Origin of the sequence: Mesorhizobium sp. PAMC28654, assembly GCF_020616515.1 — a bacterium.
Taxonomy (GTDB): Bacteria; Pseudomonadota; Alphaproteobacteria; order Rhizobiales; family Rhizobiaceae; genus Mesorhizobium.
The window spans coordinates 5,924,347-5,943,318 of sequence record NZ_CP085135.1; the positions used below are offsets into that span (position 1 = coordinate 5,924,347).

16 protein-coding genes and 1 pseudogene are annotated in these 18,972 nt (G+C 63.8%); 11 read left to right on the plus strand and 6 right to left on the minus strand.

Annotated elements, in window-relative coordinates:
• Positions 1–5 precede the first annotated feature (5 nt).
• The 6 genes and pseudogenes from istA to LGH82_RS29245 all read left to right on the plus strand — a co-directional run bounded on the left by istA (position 6) and on the right by LGH82_RS29245 (position 5,385).
• Positions 6–1,479 (plus strand): annotated as a pseudogene (gene istA, locus LGH82_RS29220) (IS21 family transposase).
• On the plus strand, positions 1,476–2,369 hold the full coding sequence (gene istB / locus LGH82_RS29225) for an IS21-like element helper ATPase IstB (protein WP_227344001.1): 894 nt from the start codon (positions 1,476–1,478) through the stop codon (positions 2,367–2,369). The pseudogene istA and the gene istB overlap by 4 nt, the downstream one beginning before the upstream one ends.
• A gap of 83 nt (positions 2,370–2,452) precedes the next feature.
• On the plus strand, positions 2,453–2,971 hold the full coding sequence (locus tag LGH82_RS29230) for a tetratricopeptide repeat protein (protein WP_227346003.1): 519 nt from the start codon (positions 2,453–2,455) through the stop codon (positions 2,969–2,971).
• A gap of 37 nt (positions 2,972–3,008) precedes the next feature.
• Positions 3,009–4,265 carry a tetratricopeptide repeat protein gene (locus LGH82_RS29235; protein WP_227346004.1) on the plus strand — a complete coding sequence of 419 codons (1,257 nt, stop codon included), beginning with the start codon at positions 3,009–3,011 and terminating at the stop codon, positions 4,263–4,265.
• A gap of 203 nt (positions 4,266–4,468) precedes the next feature.
• Positions 4,469–4,864, plus strand: a complete 396-nt coding sequence (locus LGH82_RS29240; protein ID WP_227346005.1) for a hypothetical protein — start codon at positions 4,469–4,471, stop codon at positions 4,862–4,864.
• 41 nt (positions 4,865–4,905) lie between these two features.
• On the plus strand, positions 4,906–5,385 hold the full coding sequence (locus LGH82_RS29245; protein ID WP_227346006.1) for a GNAT family N-acetyltransferase: 480 nt from the start codon (positions 4,906–4,908) through the stop codon (positions 5,383–5,385).
• A 56-nt stretch (positions 5,386–5,441) separates the two neighbouring features.
• Here the strand turns inward: LGH82_RS29245 and LGH82_RS29250 are convergent, their stop codons facing one another.
• Positions 5,442–6,167 (minus strand): hypothetical protein, encoded by a 726-nt coding sequence (locus tag LGH82_RS29250; RefSeq protein ID WP_227346007.1) that lies wholly within the window; start codon positions 6,165–6,167, stop codon positions 5,442–5,444.
• 203 nt (positions 6,168–6,370) lie between these two features.
• On the opposite strand from LGH82_RS29250, the gene LGH82_RS29255 reads away from it, so the two are divergent.
• A complete protein-coding gene (locus LGH82_RS29255; protein ID WP_227346008.1) occupies positions 6,371–6,928 on the plus strand; it encodes a sugar O-acetyltransferase in 558 nt (185 codons plus the stop codon).
• 130 nt (positions 6,929–7,058) lie between these two features.
• Here LGH82_RS29255 and LGH82_RS29260 read toward each other — a convergent pair whose 3' ends face one another.
• Positions 7,059–7,226 (minus strand): hypothetical protein, encoded by a 168-nt coding sequence (locus tag LGH82_RS29260; RefSeq protein ID WP_227346009.1) that lies wholly within the window; start codon positions 7,224–7,226, stop codon positions 7,059–7,061.
• Between the two features lie 119 nt (positions 7,227–7,345).
• A complete protein-coding gene (locus LGH82_RS29265) occupies positions 7,346–8,248 on the minus strand; it encodes a DMT family transporter (protein ID WP_227346010.1) in 903 nt (300 codons plus the stop codon).
• Between the two features lie 254 nt (positions 8,249–8,502).
• Between LGH82_RS29265 and LGH82_RS29270 the strand changes: the two genes are divergently transcribed.
• A complete protein-coding gene (locus LGH82_RS29270; RefSeq protein ID WP_227346011.1) occupies positions 8,503–9,429 on the plus strand; it encodes an NAD(P)-dependent oxidoreductase in 927 nt (308 codons plus the stop codon).
• A 16-nt stretch (positions 9,430–9,445) separates the two neighbouring features.
• Here the strand turns inward: LGH82_RS29270 and LGH82_RS29275 are convergent, their stop codons facing one another.
• The 3 genes from LGH82_RS29275 to LGH82_RS29285 all read right to left on the minus strand — a co-directional run bounded on the left by LGH82_RS29275 (position 9,446) and on the right by LGH82_RS29285 (position 12,694).
• The gene (locus tag LGH82_RS29275; RefSeq protein WP_227346012.1) at positions 9,446–10,075 is read right to left on the minus strand and encodes a glutathione S-transferase family protein; all 630 of its coding nucleotides are present in this window, start codon (positions 10,073–10,075) and stop codon (positions 9,446–9,448) included.
• 118 nt (positions 10,076–10,193) lie between these two features.
• Positions 10,194–11,150, minus strand: a complete 957-nt coding sequence (locus LGH82_RS29280; RefSeq protein WP_227346013.1) for a methionyl-tRNA formyltransferase — start codon at positions 11,148–11,150, stop codon at positions 10,194–10,196.
• Between the two features lie 89 nt (positions 11,151–11,239).
• Positions 11,240–12,694 carry an aldehyde dehydrogenase family protein gene (locus LGH82_RS29285; RefSeq protein ID WP_227346014.1) on the minus strand — a complete coding sequence of 485 codons (1,455 nt, stop codon included), beginning with the start codon at positions 12,692–12,694 and terminating at the stop codon, positions 11,240–11,242.
• A 569-nt stretch (positions 12,695–13,263) separates the two neighbouring features.
• Here LGH82_RS29285 and LGH82_RS29290 point away from each other — a divergent pair.
• From LGH82_RS29290 to LGH82_RS29300, 3 genes are all read left to right on the plus strand, one after another.
• Complete coding sequence (locus tag LGH82_RS29290; RefSeq protein WP_227346015.1) at positions 13,264–14,340, plus strand: substrate-binding domain-containing protein; 1,077 nt, start codon at positions 13,264–13,266, stop codon at positions 14,338–14,340.
• A 256-nt stretch (positions 14,341–14,596) separates the two neighbouring features.
• Positions 14,597–15,832 carry an efflux RND transporter periplasmic adaptor subunit gene (locus LGH82_RS29295; protein ID WP_227346016.1) on the plus strand — a complete coding sequence of 412 codons (1,236 nt, stop codon included), beginning with the start codon at positions 14,597–14,599 and terminating at the stop codon, positions 15,830–15,832.
• On the plus strand, positions 15,829–18,963 hold the full coding sequence (locus LGH82_RS29300) for an efflux RND transporter permease subunit (RefSeq protein WP_227346017.1): 3,135 nt from the start codon (positions 15,829–15,831) through the stop codon (positions 18,961–18,963). Before LGH82_RS29295 ends, LGH82_RS29300 begins: the two co-directional genes overlap by 4 nt.
• Positions 18,964–18,972 lie beyond the last annotated feature (9 nt).

An 18,972-nucleotide genomic window follows, 5' to 3' on the forward strand; every position in this document is an offset into this window, starting at 1 on the left:
TTTTTATGAAGTACCGACAAAACAATTCTATCGAGGTCGCCGCCGCCAAGGCGTCGATCAGCAGGGCGACGGCCTATCGCATCAAGACGGACGCGCACCTGCCATCGCAAAAGCAAAAGGCTCGTGGCCGGCGGAGGCCTGACCCTCTCGAGCATATCTTCGATGCCGAGGTCGTTCCCCTTTTGAAGGCGGCGCCAGGCATCCGTGTTGTCGCCATCTATGAGGAGATGCTGCGGCGGCACCCGGAACTGAGCGCGGGCATTCGCCGAACGCTGGAGCGGCGCATCCGGTCATGGCGTGCCATCCACGGCGAAGAGCAGGAGGTTATCTTCCGCCAGCTTCACGAACCCGGCCGACTCGGGCTATCGGATTTTACCGACATGGGCAGCCTTGACGTGTCGATCGCCGGCCAGTCTCTTGATCATCTACTCTACCACTTCCGGCTCGCCTGGTCCGGCTTTGAACACACCCATGTCATTCTCGGCGGCGAGAGCTTCGTGGCCCTGGCCGAAGGACTGCAGAACGCGCTGTGGTCGCTTGGGGGAGCGCCGCTCTATCATCGCAGCGACAGCCTGTCGGCGGCTTTCCGCAACCTCAGCGCCGATGCGAAGGAGGATCTCACGCATCGCTACGAAGAGCTTTGCGCGCACTACCGCATGACGCCGACCCGCAACAACAAGGGCATCGCGCACGAGAACGGTTCGATCGAAAGCAGCCATGGCCATCTCAAGGATGCCATCCGTGACGCCCTTCTGATGCGCGGCAGCAGAAATTTCGACGATCTCGGCGCGTATCGAGCCTTCATCGACGAGATCGTCAGCCGGCACAACGCCAATCATGGCAAGCGCATCGATGCCGAACGCCCTCAACTGCAGGAACTTCCAGACCAGCGGACCAGCGACTTCGAGGAGGTGGTCGTCACCGTGTCGCGGACCGGCGGCTTCACCTTGCGCAAGGTCTTCTACACCGTTCCCTCCCGCCTGATCGGACATCGGCTTCGCATCCGCCTGTTCGATGATCGCCTCGAGGTCTTTATGGGAGGAACAAAGCTGATGACGCTGCCCAGGGGCCGAGGCCATGCCGACGGGAGGCACGATCAGGTCGTCAACTATCGGCACGTCATCCATTTCCCTGCGCAAAAAGCCGATGGCGCTTCTTAATCTCGTCTATCGTGACAAGCTCTTCCCGCGGCAGGAATACCGCAGGGCCTTCGACGAGCTCATTGAGCGGCTGCCGGACAGGCAGGCGTGCAAGATCATGGTCGATCTGCTGGCGCTGGCCCACGATCGAGGCTGCGAGCGTGAGCTTGCCGAGCAACTCACCGAGACCCTCGACGCCGGCGACCTGCCCGATATTGCCGTCTTGCGAACCCTCCTCGGCCCGGACCCCGCACGGCTGCCGACCGTCTTGGTGCAACTCGCTTCCCTTAACGGCTATGAAGCCCTGATCGGGGCAACCCATGTGGGAGACGTCGCATGAGCAACGCCCACACCATCGACGAAGCCCGCCTCGGCATCATGCTCAACGAACTCCGGCTACCGACGATCAAGACGCTCTGGGCGCAATTTGCCGAGCAGGCCGATAGAGAGGGGTGGCCCGCCGCCCGGTTCCTCTCGGCCATCGCCGAGCATGAGCTGGCCGAACGGGCACATCGCAGGATCGAACGGCATCTGGCCGAAGCGCATCTGCCGCCCGGAAAGACGCTCGACAGCTTCGCCTTCGACGCCGTACCCATGGTCTCCAAGGCCCAGGTCATGGCCATGACCGCCGGTGACAGCTGGCTCGCCAAGGGCGCCAATATCCTGTTGTTCGGCCCACCCGGTGGCGGAAAGTCGCATCTTGCGGCAGCGATCGGACTCGCCCTCATTGAGAACGGCTGGCGCGTGCAGTTCGCCCGAACCACCGATCTCGTGCAGAAGCTCCAGATCGCGCGGCGAGAGCTGCAGCTCGAAGCCGCCATCGCCAAGCTCGACAAGTTCGATCTGCTCATCCTCGACGATCTGGCCTACGTCACCAAGGACCAGGCCGAAACGAGCGTGCTCTTCGAACTCATCTGCGCAAGATATGAGCGGCGTTCCATCATGATCACCGCCAATCAGCCCTTCGGAGAATGGAACAGAATCTTTCCGGACCCCGCCATGACCCTCGCCGCAGTGGACCGACTTGTTCACCACGCAACGATCTTCGAGATGAACGTCGAAAGCTACCGGCGCAGATCCGCCATGGAAGCCAAACGCCAGCGCGGCAGGCCAGCCTCTTACGCGACAATCAAGAACAAACACGAACTTGTCGCGGAGCGGCAATCAGAAATAGATGAAGGCCTTGCCAGCGACAATCAGCATGATAATTTGCACGTGACCGCGACCTGAGAATCTCATCCAGATCGCCGCTCACGTCTCATCCAGATCGTCGCGCTATATACTACCAGTTTCGTGGCCTGGTATGGAATGCCATGGGCGAGTATGCCCGTGCCATCGATGACCTCAGCCATTCGATTTCCCTCGATCCGAAAAATGCCGCCACCTATTATGACCGGGGTATCGTCTATTTTTATTCCGGCGCGCTGGCCAAGGCGCGGGCCGATTTCGAACAGGCGGCCACGCTCAAGCCCGACTTTGCGTATTCCGCGATCTGGCTGGACCTGGCCCAGCGGCGCAGCGGCGTTGGCAGCCATTTGAAGGGCTGGATCGGCAAGGTCGACATGACGAAATGGCCGGCACCGGTGATCCGGATGCTGCTTGGCGAGCAGACGCCCGCCGATACACTCAAGGCAGCCGACGATCCGGATGCGACCACGAAGACCGGACAGCTGTGCGAGGCCAATTTCTATACGGCCGAACTCAGCCAACTGCAGGGGCGGAACGATGAAGCGCTGCGGCTTTACCGCGCCGTCATCAGCGACTGTTCCAAGGGCTTCGGCGGATACGATGGTGCCAGGTCCGCGCTTCGCGAGTTGGGCGTGACGCCGTGAGCCGGCTTCAGGGCTCTCGCGCAAAGCGGAGGCCGGGTTGATCCGAGAACGGCAAGGGATTTCCCGGCGGTTGCTGGCCGGGCTCGCGATCCTGGTCGTTTCGGGGCTGCCGGCGCTCGCTGCCGTCAGCGACTGCACCAGCAGTGGTGCGGCCGATCCGGCGGCGCGGATTGCCGCCTGCACCCGCATGATCGAGGCTTCGCAGGGGCTGCCCGGTAGCCTCGAATTTGCCTACATCAAACGTGCCACTGCCCGGCTGGTGCTAAAAGACTTCGACGGCGCCATCGCGGATTACAGCGCGGTCATCGGCATCTCGCCAAAGTCGATCATCGCATATCACGGCAGAGCCGTCGCATGGTTCCAGAAGGGGGACTATGACCACGCCATCGCGGATTTCGACCAGGCGATCGGCCTTGACCCGAAGAACGCCAGAATCCAGTACAGCCGCGGTCTTGTCTGGTCACAAAAGGGGGATGTCCTGCGCGCCATCGCCGACTATGCCCAGGCAATCGAGTTCGACCCGAAATATGTGCCCCCCTACATCGAACGGGGATTGCTCTGGGCAGGCAAGGGCGACAATGATCTCGCCATCGCCGATTACGACAAGGCGATCGGGCTCGATCCGAAATCCGCCGACGCCTACAACAACCGGGGAAGGGCCTGGGCTGCCGAGGGCGATAATGATCGCGCCATCGCCGACTACGACCGGGCGATCAGTCTCGATCCGAAACCCGCCGCATCTTATTACAACCGAGGCATGGCATGGGCACGGAAGGACGATTCTGGGCATGCGATCGCCGACTACGACCAGGCAATCAATCTCGATCCGAAATATGCCTTTGCTTATCTTGAGCGGGGCGTTGTCCATTTCTATTCCGGCGCGCTGCCCAAGGCGCAAGCCGATTTCGAACAGGCGGCCTCGCTCAGGCCCGACAATGCCTACCTCGCGATCTGGCTGGACATGGCCGAACGGCGCGGTGGAGCGGCCAGCCATTTGCAGGACGCGATCGGCAAGCTCGACATGAGGAAATGGCCGGCGCCGGTGGTTCGGATGTTGCTTGGGGAGCAAGCGCCCGCCGATATACTGGAGGCGGCGGCTGAAGCCCGGAACGCAAACGCAAGAACCGGAAGGCTGTGCGACGCCAATTTCTACACCGCCGAACTCGACCGGTTGCAGGGACACGGTGATGAAGCCATGCGGCTTTACCGGATTGCCGTCAGCAATTGTCCCAAGGGCTTCACTGAGTACATCGCGGCCAAGGCCGCGCTGAAGGAGTTGGGCGTGTCGCCGTGAGACGCGGCGAGCGAGCTTTCGATGCAGCTACAGGGCTGGAAGAGCCCGGACAAGCGCGCGCCGTGCTGACCTGCGAAGGCGCGGCGGGGCATGCCGAGAAGCGATGTTCTGCTCGAGGACGGTTTGCCCAAGGTTGTGCGGCAGGCCATCGACAGGTTCGTCGATGCGTGTGATATCGATTTGCGCGGCATGTCAGGAAGAAGATGAAGAAATTCCTGTGGTCTATTTCCACTCTTGTCCTGCTCGTGCTGCTCGGGCTGGTATCCTGGACTATAGCCTACAGCAATCGAGAGAAGCTGAGCGATCAGCAGCTCATCGCGATTGTTGCGGGTAAAATGGCGAGGCGGCAATTGGGGTCAATCAGCTACGCGTCCGCAGCTGATCTGGTGAACTCCAACCCTGGTTGTTGCATTGCGCGGCATTCCAATCATGAGTGGTTGCGGGCCCAGATCATCGAGCAGGGCGCCTCTGTCGTTCAAATGAACTATGTTATCGAAGATACCCCCGACGTGCTGTATTACTTCAATGAATCCTTGATCGATTCCGATGGCCGGATACTCGAATCGAGAGGTATCGACACAAAGACTCCGATTTGGTAGCGGCAGTCACCACATCGAAGTCCAGGTCCTGATTTCTGCCCATGCACGTCGAGACTTACCAGGCCTACCGCGCCGCGCTGCTGCCGTTCTTTACCCTGGCCGATGATTCCGCAGTCCAGATTGCCGGCTACATCGCGCTTGGCGAGGTTTTGGTGGCCCGCGATGGCGATGCAATCATCGGCCATGCGCAGGTCATCGAGACCGATGACCCCGGCGTGTTCGAGCTGAAGAGCATGGCGGTGGGCGAAGCAAGGCAAGGCGAGGGCATCGGCCGCGCGCTGGTCGAGGCGACGGTGGCTCTCTGCCGCGAACAAGGCGGGCGCCGCCTGATCGTTTCCACCGCCGCCGCCGACACCGGCAACCTGCGCTTCTACCAGCGGCAGGGGTTTCGCATGGAGCGGATCGTGCGCGACGCCTTCGGCCCGGCGACCGGTTATGCGGAAGGGCTGCTCGTCGACGGCATCCCGTTGCGCGACCAGGTGTTTCTGGATCGTGACCTCGAGGCGGACGGGGAGCGCTAGAAACCCTAAGTCGAGATCTTTTCCGAAAGCCGGATTCCGCCTCCCGGGATGATCCTCTAGGCGTAGTCGAGAAGCGATCGTCCGCGCGGGCGCGGATCAGATTCCATCGCTGGGGATGCAGCGGCAGATGCCGAGGCGTTGGAGAGCGCGCGTGCCTGCCATGCGATCAGCAGCGTCTTGAGCGCGTGTTTGGATACGCCCATCGGAGCAGTAATCATCAGTCCACGTCGAACAAACCAACGGCGATGCGACTGATGCGCGAACTCGCACATGAGGTAGGCCCAGCGAGGATTGAAAACACGGAACCCTGAGAAGTCCGACCAACGATAGGAATGCCTCCCCCACGGTGATCGGTATTCAAGCCCGTCAAGGCCAAGCACCAGTTCTCGGCGCGGCAACTGACAAAGAGCGCCTATCGCGACCAACAAGCCAATGGTGCCGACGATCACTAACCGGGAGAACTCCCAGTCGTCGCCGTGGCCCGGTTTGCCCATTGCCGCGCCGGAAAGGAGCACGCCTGCCAGTGACAGCAGTGAGAGGCAAAGCAGAATGCGCTGCCATCTTGGCGCGCTTATTGTAACCGGTCCCGGAAACCGTGCGAGCCAGTGGTCGGTCTGGTGGTACGAATATGCCATTGCCACTGTCCAGCCAAGCGCCGCAACCGCTAGAAACAACATGAACATCGCCTTGCTGTCAGAGCCTCCAGACGCGATAATCCAGACGGCTGCCGCCAAGGCGATCGCCGACATGCCGAACCCAATGAGGAGATCAAGAGAGGTCATCGTCGGCGAGCCTAATGCCTCAGGCGCTAAGGCTTGGTTTCTTGCAAGAACAAGATGCGCTGGAGTCAGTCTGCAGCATCCGCCATGGGTCGGACTCGGTCGCTCATTCCGGCCCTTCCGCTTTGTCACTACACTCCCGCGAATCTCGGCGAGCCCCTCATGCGCCGAACGCTCGTTCGACCGCGTCCGGAGAAAAATATCGAATGGCCAATGATGATCGCACCATCCTCATTCCCAGGAGAACCCCGGAATCCGCGGCCATGTCGGCAAACGTCAAGCGGGCCATGGCGATCACCGCCACGCTCAACCGTTTGACATACAACGACGCGGATGAAGTACGGGCGTTGTTCAGCGAGCTCATCGGCAAGCCGGTAGACGACAGTTTTCTGCTGATCCCACCATTCTACACGACCGGCGGGTCCGACATCACCGTCGGGCGCAACGTCTTCGTCAATCAGAATTGCACCTTCTATGACCTTGGCGGGCTCGACATCGGCGACGATGTGATGATCGGGCCGAATGTGAGCATCATCACGTCCGGCCATCCCATCGAACCGTCCCAGCGGCGCGCTGGCGTCATCGCAAAGCCCATTGTGATCGAGAGAAACGTCTGGATAGCAGCCGGCGCGACGATCATCGGCGGCGTGACAGTGGGCGAGAATTCAGTCGTCGCGGCGGGTTCGGTCGTCACTAGGGACGTTCCGCCGAACAGCCTTGTCGGCGGAAATCCGGCCCGGCTCATCCGCTCGATCGCCGAGTGAGAGGTCGTCCGCAAGGGGGTCGAAATCATTCGCTGACGCTGCGTGCCTCTGGCTTCAGTCAGATCGGCTCGATACCCGCAATGGGTGGCGAATGACCTTCCGGCCAGGAACAAATCAGAGCGCGGACAGTTCAACTGCGCCGAAGGAACAGGAAGTAAAAAACGGCAAACACAACAACGATGCCGATATTCACCGCCAGCCGCTCCCAGAAACGATCCCTGAGAAACAGGAAATCCACACCGACTATGATCACCACCATCGCCACCACGTAGAGTGCGACGGCTGCATGTCTGCTCATGACAGTGGGCTTCTCCGTCCTGGCCTCCTTGTTTAACGCAATTCCGGACGGAAAACCGTTCACACTTTCCTGGACCTTCGATCCGTGCCCCTCGGTCTGAACTCGATCAGATCGCCGCGTCACGTTTCCAGCGTTGCTTCGGCCACCGCTTGGCGTGGCTTGAACAGCAAATCCCTGGCGGCGACCACGGCGCCGACCGTGATCAGGATGCAGGCGAGTGCGACCGACCAGTGGAAGGCGCCAAACCCGGCCAGCAGAAGCACGATGACCGAAAACAGGGGTGCGGCGTAGGAGAGGGCGCCCAGGATCATGATGTCACCGTGCTTGCAGCCATAGTCCCAGGCGTAGAAGCCGGCTCCGAGCGGTATGGCGCCGAGAATGGCGATGGCGGTCCACTGCGTCGGGGTCTGTGGCCAGACGGTAGGTTCAAGCGCCAGATGCAGGGCGAAGGCGACGGCGGCGGTGATGAAGCAATAGCCGGCCACGACATCGGTCGGCACCTTGCCGAAGCGGCGCGAGATGACCGAATATCCCGACCAGATGAAGGCGCAGAACAGCGCGATGACATGGCCCGGCATCACCCCATTGGCCAGCCCGACCTGGCCGCCCTTGGTGATGACGACGATGGCGCCGGCGAGACCAAGGAAGACGCCGACGAGGTGGTGGGCCTTCAATCGCTCGCCCGGCAGGAAGGCGGCGAAGACGACGATCAGCAACGGCCACAGATAGGCGATCAGGCTGACCTCGACGGGCGGCGCCGACTGGATCGCGAAGAAATAGGCGCAGTGGTAGATGCACAGCCCCGCCGTGCCCGTCGCCCAGACCTGCCATGGCTGCCGCAGCGATTTGAGCGCGGCCGGGCGGAAAATCCAGCTGCTGGCGCCGACGAGACCGCCTAGCAGGAAGGTCATCGCCGCGAGCTGGAATGGCGGGATCGGGCCTGCTGCCGTCGACAGCAATGCCAGGAATGACCAGGTCAGGATGGCCGAAAAGCCGACGAGGGTCGGGATGGTCTTGTGCACGTTGCGTCTTCCCACGGTTCGAACGGAAGTCGTCGCATGCCGGCGGGGTTTTGCGCTGCCATATACGGCCGCTTGGTATCGGGAAAGCGACGTGGCCCCACCGAAGCAGCTCCTATCCTCGTCAGACCCGATGCAAGCATGCGCCGGGCGCTCCTGGACCATCGGATGTCGGCGGCCAAAGTTGCGCCGCGCCGTTCCATGCCGCAGCTTGGCCGTGTCCGGCGACCGCGCCGGTGGCTTGAGGGAGTTCTTGCATGAAAGTGGGTTTCATCGGTCTTGGCATGATGGGCCGCAACGCCGCGCTCAACATCCGGCGGGCGGGCTTCGCCATGGTCGTCCACGACATTCGCGACGAGGCGACGGCGGTGCTGGTGGCCAAGGGCGCCGAGACGGGGCTGCATGCGGCCGACGTGCTCGACCGCTGCGACGTCGTCGTCACCATGGTGTTCGGGCCAAAGGAGATCGGGCAGGTGGTGCGCGGCCCGCATGGCTTCCTGTCGACGAATTGCCAGGGCAAATACTGGATCGACCTGACCACCTCCAGCCCGAAGCTGATGCGCGAACTGGCGGCTGAATTCACTGAGAAGGGCGGCCATCCCGTCGATGCACCGGTGACCGGTTCGGTCGATGCCGCCATACGCGGCGACATGCCGATGTTCGTCGGCGGCGAGGACGCGGATATCGCGGTGGTCAGGCCGGTGATCGAGGCGATGGGCGAGGTTCGCCGCGTCGGCAAGCATGGCAATGGCTATGTCGCCAAGCTGGTCAACAACCAGCTGTGGAAGATCCACGCCGCGGCCATCGGCGAGGCGATGGTCACCGCCAAGCTCGCCGGGCTGGAGCCGGATGTGTGGTGGGAGGTGATGAAGGGTGGGGCCGCCGACAGTTTCGTTTTGCAGCACGACGTGCCGTCGATCTTTGCCGGGCATTACGACCCGTCCTTCCCGATCGCGCTCTGCCTGAAGGATCTCGGCCTGATCGAGGAACTGCTGGCGGAAACCGGCACGCGTAGCGAACTGACGCGCGCCACGCATGATCGCTTCAAGGAGGCCGGCGCGCGCTACGGCATGGGCGCCGGCGAAATGACCGTGTGCAAGCTCATCGAGGACGACGCCGGCGTGGCGCTGCGCGTCGCCGGCGATTGGGTTGCGCCCTGGGATGTGGCGCCGCCCAAGGGCTGACGCCAGGCGGCTCGGCTCAGGCGCCGGAATGCGGATCGATGCTGTAGGGATGCACGGGGTAGCCGGGGCCGATCGCTTCGCGCACGCGGTCAACCCAGGCGCTGAATGCTGGATAGTCTTTCAACATGAAGCCGCAATCCTCGGCTCGGTGGCTGTAGGCGTAAACAGCGATATCGGCGATGGTCAGTTCGTCGCCGGCGAGGTACGGAGCGTCGGCGAGGCTGCGTTCCAGCGCGGCGAGCGTGCGGGCGCCGGCTTCGCGCTTGCCGGAGACCATCGCCTTGTTGCGCTCCAGTCGCCCCGTCAACGTCCAGAAACGCAGCGAGCCGATCACCGGCTCGACATGGTACTGCTCGAAGAACAGCCACTGCACTACCTTGGCGCGATGAAAGCGGTCAGCCGGCAGAAAGGGCGTGGCCTCGGCGAGATAGGCGAGGATGGCGTTCGATTCAGCAATCGAGCGCCCATCCTCCAGTTCCAGGACCGGGACGGCGCCGGCCGGATTGAGCCTCAGGAAGGCGTCCGTGTGGCTCTCGCCCTCGAAGATGGACACGATGCGCGTCTTGTATGGGATATCGAGCAGCCCGAGCAGGACCCTGGCCTTCCAGCCATTTTGCGAGGGCAGGTAGTCATGAAGCGTGAGCATGGCGGCCCCTTTCGTGCAAGCCGCCATGGATTTGCATGCTGACCGGGCGTGCGCCACCCGATTCCCGCGTCACCGCGATCGCCGGTGCCGGCGACCGATGGTTGGCGTCTCGCCCTGGTCAGGCCGCTTCGGAAAAAGTCTTGCGGTCGTCGATGGCGCTGCCCGCGGTGACGCCGGCTGATTTGAAGAACTCCGCCGCCGACATTTTCGCGCCGCCCTCGGGCCGGACCTTGAGCAGTTCGAGCTTCCCGCCCTGGACGATGATCTCGACTCCCTTTTCGCCGATCGAAGCGATCTCGCCGGGCTTGCCGGCGACGTCGCCAAAGCGGCGTACGGGATGCTTGCGCGTTTCATAGATGCGCAGCTTGGTGTCGCCGATCATCGTCCATGCGCCCGGGGAGGGATCGCAGCCACGGATCAGATTGTAGGTGTGGTCGATATGGGCATGCCAGTTGACGCGGGCTTCCTTGTCGCGGCACCAGCCTTCGTAGCTCGCCTGGTTCTCGTCCTGGACGACCTCCTGGTTGCGGCCGGCCACCACCAGGTCTGCGGCCTCCAGCATGGCTTCGACGCCGAGCGGGAAGAGATGGTTGAAGTAGAGGCTGCCCAGAGTGTCGTCGGGGCCGATGGCGACGGTCTTCTGCAGGACCACCGGGCCTTCGTCGAGGCCGTCATTGGGGCGGAAGATGGTCAGGCCGGTCTTGGTGTCGCCCTTGATGATCGGCCAGTTGATCGAGCTCGGGCCGCGATAGGTGGGCAGCAGCGAGGGATGGTACTGGATCATGCCGAAGCGCGGGATGGAGACGAAATCCTGCGGCGCGAATTGCAGCACATAGGCCATGACGCCGAGATCGACATCGAGCCCGCGCAGCACGTCCCGGGCCGGGGTGCTCTTCAGCGACGGGAACTGGAAGATCCGCAGGCCGCGCTCCTGGGCCGCGAGTTTGAGCGGATCGGGTTTCGCGCCTTCCTTTTCCGGAGCGCAGAACACGCCGGCGATCTCGTCGCCGCGCTTCAGGAAGGCGTCGAGCACGCTGGCGCCGAAAGCCTGTTGTCCGATGATTGCAAGACGCATGGCAATTCCCTTCCGATTGGGCATGGCTCTCCCGATCCCGCCCGCGGCGGGTTCTGTCGAAGCCGGTTGATGATTGGTTTGAGCGGCCGTTAGTGACCGGTGTTGATCCAGACCACCTTGGGTTCGGTGAAATTCTCGATGGCCATGTCGCCGTGCTCGCGGCCATAGCCGGAGTCGCGCGTGCCGCCCCATGGCAGGCGGATGTCGGTCGGGCCGTAGGTGTTGATCCAAACGGTGCCGGCCTTCAGCTTGCGGGCGAAGCGATGCACGCGGCCGATGTCGGCGCTCCAGACGCCGGCGGCGAGGCTGTAGACTGTGCCGTTGGCGATGCGCAGCGCGTCGGCATCGTCCGTGAACTTGATGACGGTCGCGACCGGGCCGAAGATTTCTTCCTGCGAGATGCGCATGTCGTGCTCGACGCCGGCAAACACGGTCGGCTGCACATAGTAGCCGGTGTCGCCGGCGCGGCCGCCGCCGGTCACCACGGTGGCGCCTTCGTTGCGGCCGATGTCAATGTAGTCGAGCACCCGCTTCATCTGCACTTCCGACACCAGCGGGCCCATCGCCGTGGACGTCTCCCCCGGGTTGCCGATCCGGGTCGAGGCGGCACGAGCGGCCAGCCGCTCGACGACCTCATCGTAAATGGAAGCGTGCACCAGGATGCGCGATCCGGCCGAGCAGACCTGGCCGGTGTTGAAGAAGATGCCCGATGCGGCTGCCTTCACCGCCGCGTCGATATCGGCGTCCGGGAAGATGATGTTGGCGGACTTGCCGCCGAGTTCCAGCGTCACCCGCTTCAGGTTGCCGGCCGCGCCGCGCAGGATCTGCTTGCCGACCGCCGGCGAGCCGGTGAAGCTGATCTTGTCGACATCGGGATGATCGACCAGCGCCTGGCCGGCGATCTTGCCGAAGCCCGGCACGACGTTGATGACGCCGGCCGGGAAACCGGCCTCAAGCGCCAGCTCGCCGATCCTGAGCGCGGTGAGCGGCGTGATCTCCGCTGGCTTCAGCACCACGGTGCAGCCGCAGGCAAGTGCTGGCGCCAGCTTCCACATGCCGATCATCAGCGGGAAATTCCAGGGAATGATGGCGCCGACGACGCCGAGCGGCTCGCGCACCGTATAGGTCAGCGCATCGGTGCGGGCAGGGATGACCTGTCCGTTTATCTTGTCGGCCATGCCGGCATAATAGGTCAGCGTATCAATGACAGCCGGCAGGTCCTGGCGGCGGATGGCCGAGACCGGCTTGCCGGAATCGAGGCTTTCCAGCGCCACCAGTTCGTCTTCCGACTGACGGATGAGATCGGCGAGCTTGAGCATCAGCCGGCCACGGTCGCTGGCTTTCATGTTGCCCCATGCGCCCTCAAAGGCTTCACGGGCTGAGCGTACGGCGGCGTCGACATCCTCGGCGCCGGCCTCGGCGACCAGCGCGATCACCTGTTCCGTGGCGGGATTGAGCGTTTCGAAATAGCGGCCCGACAGCGGCGCGACGCGCCTTCCGCCGATCAGGAGATCCTGTTTTCCGCGCACCGTCATGTCGTTCATCGTCTCTCTCCCATGGCGCCAGCCCACGAGGGGCCACTTGCTTCCCTAGGCATATGGGCAGCCGTCGAGGCCTGTAAATATGATATGTTTTGCCGGTGAAAATGTGCCTTGGCGGCCTGATCCGGGCGGAGAAATCGACGCTCCGCGCGTTGATTTCCGAAGCGAGTCCGCTGGGATTTCGGATATGTCCGATGCCGCCGACTTTCCCCGCCAAGTCCGCCAAAGCCTGAATTGCGACATGCAGGCGCGGCATCGCGGCGCAAAAGCGCTGAAGTGTGCGTGAAACGTCATTTTGCCGGGCGCGCGTGAAGCGGGCAGGTGCGGCTATCCGCAATTTCAAAACGATCGTTATAGTCACATCAATATGTCGTGGACTTCATATTGCTGGCGACGCCACCGATGACATAGCGTGCTATTTGAAGTCGAATTTCGGTTTCCTGCCAGGCCTGCTTCATCATTTTTTTCGATGTCCGTGAGGCAAAAAGGCATTCGATCTGGCGGAGAACGCCCCGGTCAATCACTGTTGTGGCGGACGCGTGAATGCGGATCGACCGGGGAGAGGGAGCACAATGGTCCGTATCAACATCGAAGCGACATGGCATTTTACCAGTGAGACGTCGCCGCATTCGATGCGCGTGATCCTGGGCATATTGCGCGAGGTCAAGTCGACCGGCACGCTGGCGACCGCCGCCGAACATACCGGCATGTCCTATCGCCATGCCTGGAACCTGGTCGACCAGTGGTCGGCCTTTTTCGGCGAGCCGCTGGTCGAGCGGCGCCGTGGCAAGGGCACGCAGCTGACGGCGCTGGGCAACAAGCTGGTGTGGGCCGAGCAGCACCTGAAGGCGCGGCTTGGTCCGCAACTGCACAACATCGCGCAGGAACTGGAGATGGAGCTGGCAAGCCTGCTGCCCGACGTGCCGCCGCGCGTGCGGATCCATGCCAGCCACGGCTTCGCGATCTCCAAGCTGAGCGACTTCCTGGCCCAGGAGCCGAAAACGGACATCGATGTCCGCTACATGACCAATCAGGCGTCGCTGGAATCGCTGCGCGCGCAGGAATGCGAACTCGCCGCCATTCATTTGCCGCATGGCGAGTTGCGCAAGCGCGCGGCGGCCGACTGCAAGCGGTGGCTGGATCCCAGCATCTATTGCGTGCTGGGCTTCGTCACCCGCGAGATGGGCCTTTTCGTGAAGCGCGGCAACCCGCTGGGCATCACCGGCATCCAGTCGCTGGTCGATTCCGGCATCAGCTTCGTCAACCGCGATATCGGCTCGGGCACGCGGCTTCTGTTCGAACAGCTGCTGGCGCAAGGCAAGATCAATTCGGACGGGATCACCGGCTACCAGAATGTCGAGATGACCCACGCGGCGGTGGCCGCCCATGTCGCCAGAGGCATGGCCGACACCGGCTTCGGCGTCGAGGCCGCTGCTGTCGAGTTCGACCTCGACTTCGTCCATGTCATCACCGAGGACTATTTCTTCCTGTGCCGCAGCAACATCCTGAACTCGCGGCCGGTGGAGCGGCTGCGCGAGATCATCAGTGGCACCGAATACCGCCGCGCGGTCAACGCGCTGCCCGGCTATGCCGTCTCCGACGCCGGCGTGGTGAAGACCGTGAAGAAGTTCTTCCGCGAGAATTCCTGAGCGGGAAGGGGCACCGGTCTTCGGAACGATCTTTCGGAGGAAACACCTGCTCGTCGCCCACCCCTGACACACCGCGTGCGCAACCGATGAATGAGGACAGCATGCTGTTTCACCTTAACTGAAGCTGAACGGCCTCGTTCAGCACGGGTCAAACCGACGGGACTACCATGGCCCGCATGACGTTTGCCGGTCGCCGGCCACGGGAACGGAAACCGCCGGGCCCCGTTAAGCATCCGCTGATAGAGGACACATCCACATGAGCAACCGGAATGCACGCGCCGTCACGGCGGGGGGTGCTGTGCTTTTGGCCTGCGCGGCGCTGTGGGCGGGAACGCACTGGTCCACGGTCACCGCCATCCTCTCCCCAAAACCCTCCGTCGCCAATGCCGCGGCATCGACGGATGCCGGCAAGGTGCATGTCAGCGTGGTGACCGCCGCCGAGGGCGACATCGACAAGATCATCGCCGGCATCGGCGTCGTCGCACCGCTGCGCACCGTCACCATCCAGAGCCGCGTCGATGGCGAAGTGACCGCGCTACCCTTCTCGGAAGGCGACATCGTCCACCAGGGCGACATTCTCGCGCAGGTCGATCCGCGCCAGTTCCAGGCAGCGTTCGCGGGCGCGCAGGCCAAGCAGGCGCAGGACCAGGCCTCGCTCGACAGCGCGCGCTCCGACGCCGACCGCTATTCCGCACTCGCCAAGAAGGACATCATCTCGGCCGAGGCCCTCGACCAGAAGACCTCCACGGTCCACCAGCTGGAAGCCGCCATCAAATCCGACCAGGCGGCGGTGGCGAGCGCGCAGGCGCAGCTCGGCTTCGCCACCATCCGCGCGCCGTTCACCGGGCGTACCGGTTTCCGCAGCGTCGATCTCGGCGGCATGGTCAATTCCGGCTCCACCACCGGCATTGTCACCATCACCCAGTTCGATCCGATCGGCGTCGTCTTCGTCGCGCCGGGCGACCGCTTCGGCGAGATCAGGCAGGCGATGAAGGACAATATCGCGACCGTCGAGGCCCTGTCCACCGATACGCAGACGGTGCTGGCCACCGGCAAGCTCACGCTGATGGACAACAATGTCGATGCCGCCAACGGCTCGATCAAGCTGCGCGCCACCTTCGACAATTCGGACGGCAAACTGTGGCCCGGTCTGCCGGTGGCGACCCGGCTGACGGTCGCGGTGCGCCACGGCACCGTGGTTCCCGACGCTGTGCTGTCGCGCGGTGTCGACGGGCTTTACGCCTATGTCGTCGACGCGCAGGGCAAGGCGCGCCGCCAGGTCGTCGACGTCGATGTCAGCACCGACGGACGGTCCCTGGTCACCAAGGGTCTCGCCGCCGGCGACCGCATCGTGTCGCAGGGCCGAGAACAGGTCGGCGACGGCACGATGGTCGCGGTGGCGCCAGACGCCGGCAATGCGCCGGACGCGCCAAAGGCGGACGGCGCCGCGCCGAAGGCGGCCACGACCGTCGCCACGGACGTCGCGCCGTGAGCCGGGGCCCGTCCGATCCCTTCATCCGCAGGCCGGTCGCCACCACGCTGATCATGGTCGGCATATTGCTGATCGGCGTCTTCGCCTATCCAAGGCTTCCCGTCTCGGCACTGCCCGAAATCGCCTTTCCAACCATCCAGGTCTCGGCGAACCTGCCGGGCGCGGCGCCCGAGACAATGGCGTCCTCCGTCGCGCAGCCGCTGGAGACGCAACTGTCCCAGGTCAGCGGCGTCACCGAAATGACGTCATCCAGTTCGCTCGGCTCGACACAGATCACCGTGCAGTTCGATCTCGACCGTGACATCGATGCGGCGGGCAGCGACATCCAGACGGCCATCAGCGCCGCCAGCGGCCAGCTGCCCAAGGACCTGCCGTCACCGCCGTCATTTCGCAAGGTCAACCCGGCGGACGCGCCGGTGCTGCAGCTTTCCGCGACCTCCGACAGCATGCCGCTGATCGATGTCGACGAATTCGTCGAAACCCGCGTCGCGCAGCGCATCAGCCAGATCTCCGGCGTCGCCCAGGTCAATATTGGCGGGCGCCAGAAGCCGGCGATCCGCATCGCCGTCGATCCGGGCAGGCTGGGGGCCGCCGGCATCACGCTGGAGGATGTGCGCACGGCCATCACCGGGCTCAGCGTCAGCGAGCCGAAAGGCAATCTCGACGACAAGAGCCGCACCTTCCCGATCTACAACAACGACCAGATCACCGACGCCGCCGGCTGGAGCGACGCGGTCGTGGCCTACCGCAATGGCGGCCCGGTGCGCATCCGCGACATCGGCCAGGCGGTGGACGGGCCCGAAGACGTCAAGATGGCGCACTGGACCAACGGCAAACGCGGCATCGCCGTCGATGTCTTCCGCCAGCCCGGCGCCAACGTCATCGAAGTGGTCAACCGCATCAAGGCCGAGCTGCCGCGCCTGCAGGCCTCCTTGCCGCCGTCGATCAAGCTCGACCTCGTCACCGACCGCACCACGACCATCCGCGCCTCGGTCTCCGACGTGCAGTTCACGCTGATGATCACCATCGCGCTGGTGGTGCTGGTGATCTTCATCTTCCTGCGCAATCTGCGCGCGACGCTGATCCCGGCGGCGACGCTGCCGCTGGCGCTGCTCGGCGCGCTGGCGCCGATGTGGCTGTTCGGCTTCAGCCTCGACAATCTGTCGCTGATGGCGCTGGTGGTGGCTGTCGGCTTCGTCGTCGACGACGCCATCGTCATGCTGGAAAACATCAGCCGCCACATCGAGGCCGGCGAAACGCCGATGCGGGCCGCCTTCAACGGCTCCAAGGAAGTCGGCTTCACCATCGTCTCGATCAGCCTGTCGCTGGTCGCGGTGCTGATCCCGATCCTGGCCATGGGTGGCATCGTCGGCCGGCTGTTTCGCGAATTCGCGCTGACGCTGACCCTGACGATCGCCATTTCCACCATCGTCTCGCTGACGCTGACGCCGATGATGGCAGCCTATCTGATCAAGCCGATGGAGGGCCGCCAGCATGGCCGCCTCTATCGCTGGAGCGAACGCGCCTTCGAGGCGCTGCAGAATGCCTATGGGCGCGGGCTCGACGTGGTGCTTCGCCATCAGGTGGCGACGCTCATCGTGTTCCTGGCGACGGTCGCCGCCACCGCATGGTTGTTCATCGTCATTCCCAAGGGCTTCTTCCCCGAGCAGGACACCGGCTTCATCAACGGCCTGTCACAGGCCTCGCCTGATGTCTCCTACGCGGAGATGGTCAAGCTGCAGGAGAAGGTCAGCGCCGTGGTGCTGAAAGACCCGGCCGTCTACAGCGTGTTCATGGATGTCGGCGGCGGCAATGGCGGCAACGCGCTGAACCAGGGCCATGTCAACATCACGCTGAAGCCGAAGAACCAGCGCGATGCCTCGGCGCAGGAGGTGATCGCGCGGCTGCGCGCCGCGCTGGTGCCGGTACAGGGCATCCAGCTGTTCATGCAGGCGGCGCAGGACATCAACATCGGCGCCCGCCCGGCCAAGACGCAGTACCAGTACACGCTGGAGGACAGCGACATAGACGAGCTCGGTGCATGGTCACCCAAGGTGGTGGGGGCGCTGAAGAAACTGCCCGAGCTTGCCGATGTCGCCAGCGACCAGCAGCAGCAGGCGCCGACGCTGATGCTGACCATCGACCGAGCGGCGGCCTCGCTGTTCGGCGTCGCGCCCGACACCATTGACCAGACACTCTACGACGCCTTCGGCCAGCGCCAGGTGGCGCAATACACGACGCAGACCGACACGTTCCATGTCGTGCTGGAAGTGCTGCCCGGCCTGCAGCAGGATGTCGCGACGCTGGAGCGGCTGTCGGTGAAGTCGGCATCGGGCACGCTGGTGCCGCTGGCCAATGTCGCGCACTGGACGACGCGGGGCGTGGCGCCCGTTTCGATCAACCACCAGGGTCAGTTCCCGGCGGTGACGGTGTCGTTCAACCTGGCGCCCAACGTGGCGCTGGGCGATGCGACCAACGCCATCCAGCAGGCGATGACGGCGCTGAAGCCGCCGGCCTCGCTGGAAGGATCCTTCGCCGGCAGCGCCAAGGCGTTCGAGGACTCGCTGTCAACCGTGCCGCTTTTGATCGGCGCCTCGCTGATCGTGGTCTATCTCATCCTGGGCGTGCTCTATGAGAGTTTCATCCACCCGCTCACCATCCTGTCGACCTTGCCGTCGGCGGCGCTTGGCGCGCTGATCGCGCTGATGCTGGCCGGGTTCGATTTCGGCCTGGTGGCGATGATCGGCGTCATCCTGCTGATCGGCATCGTCAAGAAGAACGGCATCATGCTGGTCGACTTCGCCACGAAGGCGGAGGCCGACCAGGGGCTGACCAGCGAGGCGGCGATCAAGCAGGCGGCGCTGATGCGGTTCCGGCCGATCCTGATGACGACGATGGCGGCAATGCTGGGCGGCGTGCCGCTGATGCTCGGCCACGGCGCAGGCTCCGAGCTGCGCCAGCCGCTGGGCTACGCCATCGTCGGCGGGCTCATCGTCAGCCAGGTGCTGACGCTGTTCACCACGCCGGTCGTCTATGTACTGCTGGACCGGCTGTCGCGGCGCTTCACCCCGTTCAAGGCGGGGCGCGAAGCCAAACGAGGCGCGGCCCCGGCTTCGGCGGCAGAGGCTTGATCTGGTTGG